Consider the following 7,220-nt stretch of genomic DNA (forward strand, 5'->3'; position numbering starts at 1 on the left):
GTTTTCCGTATTGAGCAGACGGAACGGTGTCAGAAATCTGATCCTGTTTGCTGTGCAAATTTCATCCCGGCAGCCGTTGAACTCAGCGTCTACGGTGGATGCCAAGTACCGGACAATATTTCGCTCTGACAAGGGCATTATTTCATCGCTCTCACCTTGAATAGTACAGTACTCATCATTGACGATTTGAAGTTAACGAACGTTAAAACAGGTTCGAAGACTATTCCGGCCGGCGGCAGGAAGGAGCTCAACCGGAAAACGGCTGAGCCCCAGGGCGGGAGGATTACTCAGGGATTTGCACGATTCATGCCGACGGTGAGTGGGCCGGAACTCGTCTGGGTAGCATTGCCATAATCAGTGTTCGGCGAACCGCCATTCTTGTCTCTTTGGAAAGAGGATCCGTCAAAACTGTACGAGACGATCGCGCCTGAGATCGGATAGTTGGGATCAGACACGTTAGAGATATCGCGATAACCTCGCACGATATTGGAACTCACAAGGATAGATGAAGCGGAGTTGTTGGTCGAATACGCGATTCCCATCGGGCAATTGTTAATCAAGTTGCCTGTCGCCATGATATCCTTCGCGGCGTCATTAACCCCAAGCCCTATAGCTGCGCCAGCTGTTAGGGAAATGACGTTGTTAGTGACGATCGTGTTCGTCTCCACCGTAATACCACGCCCGGTTGTCAGTGATGTCGAACCATCGGGATAAGGAATCGCATTGTTAGTAATGTTGATGATATTATTGTTCGACACGACACATCGATCTGCGATGCCATCGCCGTAAAGTCCGGAGTTGGCGACACTTATGCCAAGTCCGGCGGTATCGATGTTGTTTCCACTGATGATGCCGCCGCTCAGATTTTCGCCGGCCCCGGGGGCTTCGATAAAGATCGCCACCTCCCGCATGTTCCAGCAGTAATTGTTGACGACATGACCGTTGTTTGCCGCGTTCAGCCGGATGGCGGAGAATTTTGTATTGAAGACATTATTTTCGCTGATCTTAACATTGCCTGCCCTATAGACTAGGATGCCATTTCCGTATTGGCCGGTGCCCCCCGAAGCGTTATCGACCCAGTTGACCGTGTTACCGGACACCACCGAACCATTGCCGCCGACCGTGCTGGTCCAAACACAAATGCCATTGTCGTTCAGTGTGCTCAACCCGTTGTTTTCAATGAAGACTTGAGAATCGATAGCAAAAATCCCAATCCCACAATTGGAGATGCGATTATCTGCTATGCGGCCACGCGCGTTGTTAACCGCCACGACCCCTGTCGCCATCGAATTCGAGACGTTACACTCAGAAAAAATGAAGTCCGTGGTGGATGATCCGTCGAAGCGGATCAGCCCCGCGATTCCGGAGCCATTGATCGTCTGGTTGCTGCCGTCGAAATTGATGCCGCGAACGACAACATCCGGAACGTTGTTGACGTTCAGCAGGTAGGGAGCGGCGGCGCTGAGCCTAACGGTTACGGTGCCTTGCTCTGCAAACAGTTCAAGGCGGTTGCCACCGCCGCTCGCAGTGTCGACGAGGATCTGCGAGGTGAGATATACGCCGGGGAGCAGTTGAAGCGGCTTTGCACTACTGCGTGCATTATTAATAGCCGTTTGCAGATTTGAAACAGCTGACCAGCCAGTGCCAGGCGAGGAAGACGACTGGGTAACAACAAGCAAATTATCCAACGATTTTTGATAGAGGGTCATAATTTCCGTTTTCCAATTTATATTCAACCAACTCGTCTTTCAGTATCGAAAGACAAATCGGATTGTGTTGTTCAAACATGGCAGGAACGTGCCGGTTGCAGGAATTTATTCCTATTTTTTGACAAGACACCTTTAGGATGTGCGTACTAATGTATGGGAACTACCGTGTGCGGCCACAGACGGGCTGGAAAAGACCCGATCAAAGGCTGAGTTTATCAAACGGCGGCGAAGACCATCTCCGAAATCGCATTCCGACGAGTGCTGCCGTGTGATTGAGCCGCATCACGTAGATGCGGCTCAATTTGCTTTGCTTCATTCCGCTCCGGAAGTACCTTTCTTCGGCCGCGATAGATAAAATCCATTGTCAAATAGCCGCGTCAAAACTGACCTGATCAGCCGTCGAGACGGCTCGTCGAAGAAGCGCCAAAGCAAATATGAAATGCATATCAAAAGCAGCACGGTCACCGCTATAACGGCTTCCGGCGAAGCTGTCGCCCCGACCTTGTTGAAGATCACGTAGCCGATGTGCTGATGCAATAGATAAAGAGGATAGCTGATGCCGCCAAGCGCGAGCATCATGCCTCCAGGCAAAAGCGAACGCTGTCGCTTTATCGCCAAGGCGACAATCGCCACAATGGCAAGACAGGAGATGGAGACGACCAGATCGCTATAGTCCACACCGTAATTTTCGCGATTCCATTGGGCCATTTCCACGGATTGGTGCAGAGCAACCGCAACGGATAAGACAAGCAAAACGAAATTGCGAAGTGTGTAGCCTTCACGAAACACGGCATAAAAAACCAAGCCGATACAGAAAAAGCCGCTTTCGTCGGTCAGCGCGAGATGGCGCATCAAAGGATTGGCAAAGAAAGCGCGATCTATTATTGAAACAAGTAGCCAGCCGACAATAATGGCCGGATACAGCCGGCGCTTGAAGCCGCCCAGTGTCATCAGAACGAAAACCCAGCCGTAAAACACGACCTCGTATGAGATCGACCAATAGGAGCCGTCCATGACCTGTTGCCCCAGCAATTCGGGCTGGACGAGCAGATTAGCGGCCCATTGCGAAACGGTCGCGTTGATTTGCGGCGCGCCAAAAATGACGACAATCAGGAAAGTCAGCGTCATGCACAACACGAACATCGGATAAATTCGCGCAAAGCGTGCGATAGCAAATTGCATCGGTGTCCGCCCTTCGGCCGAGTAGGCGATGACGAAACCGCTTATCACGAAGAACATCTGCACGCCCAGATATCCGTATTTCAACACTGATTTCCATGCTGGAAGGGTCATCTCGGTAACACCAAGCGTTTTGCCTCGGAACCCGAAATGAAAGAGCACCACCGCAAGTGCAGCTAGGAGCCTGAGCTCATCAAGTACGCCGACCCGCTCGCCGGGAGCCACATGTTGCGCCTGCGTCATACCGTTGTCCAAGTCATTCAGTGAGCCCTGCAGTAAAGACAATCTTAAGCTTCATCAACATTACACTCAACCGAAAGTCGGAACAAGAAGGTCACTATCCGGCGAGCGTAAACGCAAAACGTTGTGAGATTGAACAGTCTGCATTCTGAAGGGGACCGGTAATTTCCCTGGGGCGGTTCACAGGCGGCACGCAGCAGAGGCGGCTTCGGCTTGAAAATTGGTGGCGCGTTCGGTTCTGGCAGTCGGAAAGGAATCCGAAGCCGGTTGCGGAGTTCACCGTCCAGTTCGGCCGCCCGGACCTGCATGAGCATGTGGGCACCGTGAAGGGACCAGCGCATTTTCTGCTTTTTCACCATCCGCTTGGCGACGAGCGAGTTCACCACTGACTCGGCGAGGGTCGTGGCAACCCGAAGGCCGGCGCGGTGGCGCTTTCCGTAGTCGATGATCGAGCTACTGTTCGATCGGACATAGGTCAAGAGATGCGTGCCAAGGCTGTGAAGGCGTATGATCGAGAAGTCGGCTTTCCCCTCCGATTGCTTCAAACTGGAGAGAAGTCTCTCCAAGTCGTGAATCGTGCGATCGACCCGCCCGTGCCATAGGCGCCATTTCAGGGCTATGATGTCCCTATCGATGGAGGGTAAAAATTCAGCGAGATCGGATTAGGATCGAGCGGCGTAATCGGCGATCTGCTGCATGGGCTGGATCTTCATGGCGATGTGGAACCAGTCTATGATATGGGCCGTCGGTTGCGGCATGGCGCGGGGAAACCGCTTCAAGATGTCGGCGCCGTCCGAAATCACCGTTACATCGCCAAAGCCGCGATATCCGATTTCTTGGAGAGCATGAAGAGCGCGATCGCGGCTTGCATGTTGCTCAGTGCTGCTGGTGACGAAATAGCGGCTATCGGTTTCACCTCGTCCACCGCGGCCGCATCTGGCCACAACGAGCTCGAAATTTCGCGCTGAATTGGGCTCGGCGCTACGAACGTGGGCCGTATCGATGCTGATGACAAACTCTTTGCGCCGATCGCCAGGAAGCTGCATTTCAAGCTGGTGTCGTTCATCCACTTGAGCTCTCGCGCGCCATATTTCCTGGACGGTCTGGTCGTCGAGGCGCTCTCCAATCTTGATGGCGCGCTTACGCACGGTCGCGTGCATCTCGGTAGGTTCGATGGGCAGAAAATCGGTTAGCACCTTCGCCGCCTGGCGATATGGCATCGGGCTCCCCAGCCGCGCCGTCAGTTCCATCAATTCAGGCGTCGCTCGATCGGGACAAATTTCCTTCAGCGGCGCGAAGGCAGCAATCATGCTCGGATAGCAATATCGACACAACATCCAGCGAGGATTGCGCACCTCCATCGTGCCGAACACGGTTCGGAGCCGGCGCGTCGTGTAATCCTTGACTGGCCGGAACGCATGGCAATCGGGGCAGACTCGACGAAAGAGACAAAAAGTCTCCGCCTCGTGGGCCACGGCCGCGCTCTGCAGCGTCGCGATGATCTTTTTGCCGTCATTGATCGAGAAGCCAATTTCTCCGTCGAACAGGCGCTCTCAGCTTTTGTCGACTCGAACTTCTTTCCGGCGGGTGTCGCCGAACTCATTCTTCCCCTCAATCGTAATCGTCCATTCCACCGCCACTGTCGCCTCCTTGTGAACAAAGCGATGGTCATGGACCGCTCGGACTTAGCAACCTGTATGCGACCCCAGAGAAGTTACCGGTCTCAAAGGACTGGCTCGGCAGCCCATAGTACTGAGCGCGTGAGACAGGATGCGGGAGCCCACCTAGTCGATTGTTGTCTCGAATTGCGACCCGGTTAATCCTCAGGCCCCCGCGCGCGCTTTTGATTGTGATGTTAGGCGCGTTGCGTCAGTCAGAACTCTTCCCAACTACCATTATCGACCGCCAGCGCGGCGGAACCCTGCACCTGAAACTGCGGTCGAATCCGTCGGCCGGCGCTTTGAGCGGCAGATTGAGAAGCTGGGATTGCCATCTTGGGAGCCTCCGAGGCTCGCCGCTGCTCACCATACTTGAACTGCTCGAGCAGTTGGAACAAGGCGGCCGCCTCGCGTGCGAGGCTATGGCTGGCGGCTGTCTGTTCTTCGACCATGGCTGCGTTCTTCTGCGTGCCCTGATCGACAGTATCAACTGCCTGATTGATCTCACCGAGAGCAGTCGACTGCTCCCTCGCCGCATCCACGATCGCCACCACATTGGTGTCGATTTCCTGGACTTGGCTAGCAATCTCCTGCAGCGCGCCGCCTGCATTGGTAACAAGGGCAACACCATTGGCAACCTGAGCGCCGGATGCCGTGATCAACGTCTTAATCTCTTTTGCCGCCTTTGCCGACCGCTGAGCCAGCTCGCGCACCTCCTGTGCCACAACGGCAAATCCTTTGCCTGCGTCTCCGGCTCTGGCCGCCTCGACCCCGGCGTTCAACGCTAGCAGGTTTGTCTGGAACGCGATTTCATCGATAACGCCAATAATGCTTGAAATCTCACGTGATGACGCCTCGATCTGATCCATGGCATCGATCGCATTTCGCACGACATCGCCAGAATGCTCGGCATGGTTCCGCGCCCGGGCAACAAGTCTTCCGGCCTCTTCCGCCCTTTGGCTGGAATTCTTGACAGTCGTCGTGATCTCCTCAAGCGCGGCCGCAGTCTGCTCTATCGAAGCTGCCTGCTGCTCGGTGCGCTTGGCAAGGTCGTCAGCCGCAATCCGTACTTCATTCGAGCCAGAAGCAATCGCGTGCGCGTTGTCCGCGACCGTCGACATGGCGCGCTTCAGTTTATCGGACGCGCTATTGAAGTCCGTTCGCAGCCGCTCAAGCGAGGGGATGAATGGTTTCTCAATCCTTTGCGACAAGTCGCCCTCGGCGAGACTTGTGAGACACGCAGCGAGTTGATCGACGTTTTCGACGCGGCTTGTCACATCCGTCGCAAACTTGACGACTTTGAAGACCTTGCCATCAAGTCCGAAGATCGGGTTGTACGAGGCCTGGATATAAACCCTCCGACCTCCCTTACCCAAACGCATGAATTCATCCGCGACCAATTCACCGGCGGCCAGTTTCTTCCAGAAGTCCTGGTACGCGCCCGATGCCGTATAGGAAGCCTCACAGAACATCGAATGATGCTTGCCCCGGATCTCCGCAAGCGAATAGCCGAGGGCTGACAGGAAATTTTCGTTGGCAGTCAGAATTTCGCCAGCTGGAGTGAATTCGATGACAGCTTGTGCCCGCGATAGGGCTTCGATCTTGCCGGCGTCCTCGGCAGCCTTCAGCTTGCTGGCGGTAATATCGGTGGCGATCTTGATAACCTTGACCGGTTTGCCTCGACGAAAGACAGGATTGTATGAGGCCTCGATCCAAACCTCCCTGCCGCCTTTGCCAATACGTTTATACTGCTGTTGGTCAAAGTTTCCGGCCGCGAGCTTCGACCAGAATGCCTTGTATTCCGGGGACCGCGCATAGGCCGGCTCGACGAACATGCTATGGTGCTTGCCTTTGATTTCAGAGAGCTCGTAACCGAGTGCACCGCAAAAATGCTCGTTGGCTGTGAGAATCTTGCCAGAAAGATCGAATTCGATCATGGCCTGCGATTTGGACAATGCAGAAATAATAGCAATAGCATTTGCGCCGCGATCAAGAATAGACATTACGACACTCCAATGACAACCTAAGACACCTGAAGTTAATCAACAGTATAATTCTATCGTATGCTGCTTAACTCATAGTTAATATTAAATTAATCAATCCTAATATTAGGTATCGTTTTCATAATATTAGAGCCGGCTTTATGACGAAACGTCCGGACTGTCAGGCGACCTCGATCCTGTGGTTGTATCGTAGCCGTTTTACTAAGAACCTTGTGATCTGCTCGGTGTCCAATCGAGGCAGTTGCTTTTCAAGGGACAGTGCTCCGGTGGGCTGATGGTGGCGCTTGTCCGAAACTTGTGTTGTTGTCCCCTTCCGGTGTTGAATTCCATACTAAATTGGCTCTGACGCACTTTTGCTGACGTGCAGATCCTACGATGCGCCGATCAATCGCGCCTGCAGCAGATCGAGTTTTGCACGTCCGTACATCTGT

Annotated in this window: 3 protein-coding genes and 1 pseudogene; all 4 read right to left on the minus strand. The window is 53.9% G+C overall.

What is annotated here, in order from left to right:
* Positions 1–287: 287 nt before the first annotated feature.
* Entirely contained in the window at positions 288–1,709 is a 1,422-nt protein-coding gene (locus GA0061102_RS21500; protein WP_092853016.1) for a TIGR03808 family TAT-translocated repetitive protein, read from the minus strand.
* Positions 1,710–2,021: 312 nt separating this feature from the next.
* The gene (locus tag GA0061102_RS21505) at positions 2,022–3,131 is read right to left on the minus strand and encodes an acyltransferase family protein (RefSeq protein WP_092853018.1); all 1,110 of its coding nucleotides are present in this window, start codon (positions 3,129–3,131) and stop codon (positions 2,022–2,024) included.
* A 203-nt stretch (positions 3,132–3,334) separates the two neighbouring features.
* A pseudogene (locus GA0061102_RS21510) lies at positions 3,335–4,762 on the minus strand (ISKra4 family transposase); the annotation flags it as partial.
* 239 nt (positions 4,763–5,001) lie between these two features.
* Positions 5,002–6,789: a methyl-accepting chemotaxis protein gene (locus tag GA0061102_RS21515; RefSeq protein ID WP_092853020.1), complete on the minus strand. Its 1,788-nt coding sequence runs from the start codon at positions 6,787–6,789 to the stop codon at positions 5,002–5,004.
* Positions 6,790–7,220: the final 431 nt, after the last annotated feature.

Origin of the sequence: Martinezella miluonensis (genome assembly GCF_900094545.1) — a bacterium.
GTDB lineage: Bacteria > Pseudomonadota > Alphaproteobacteria > Rhizobiales > Rhizobiaceae > Rhizobium > Rhizobium miluonense.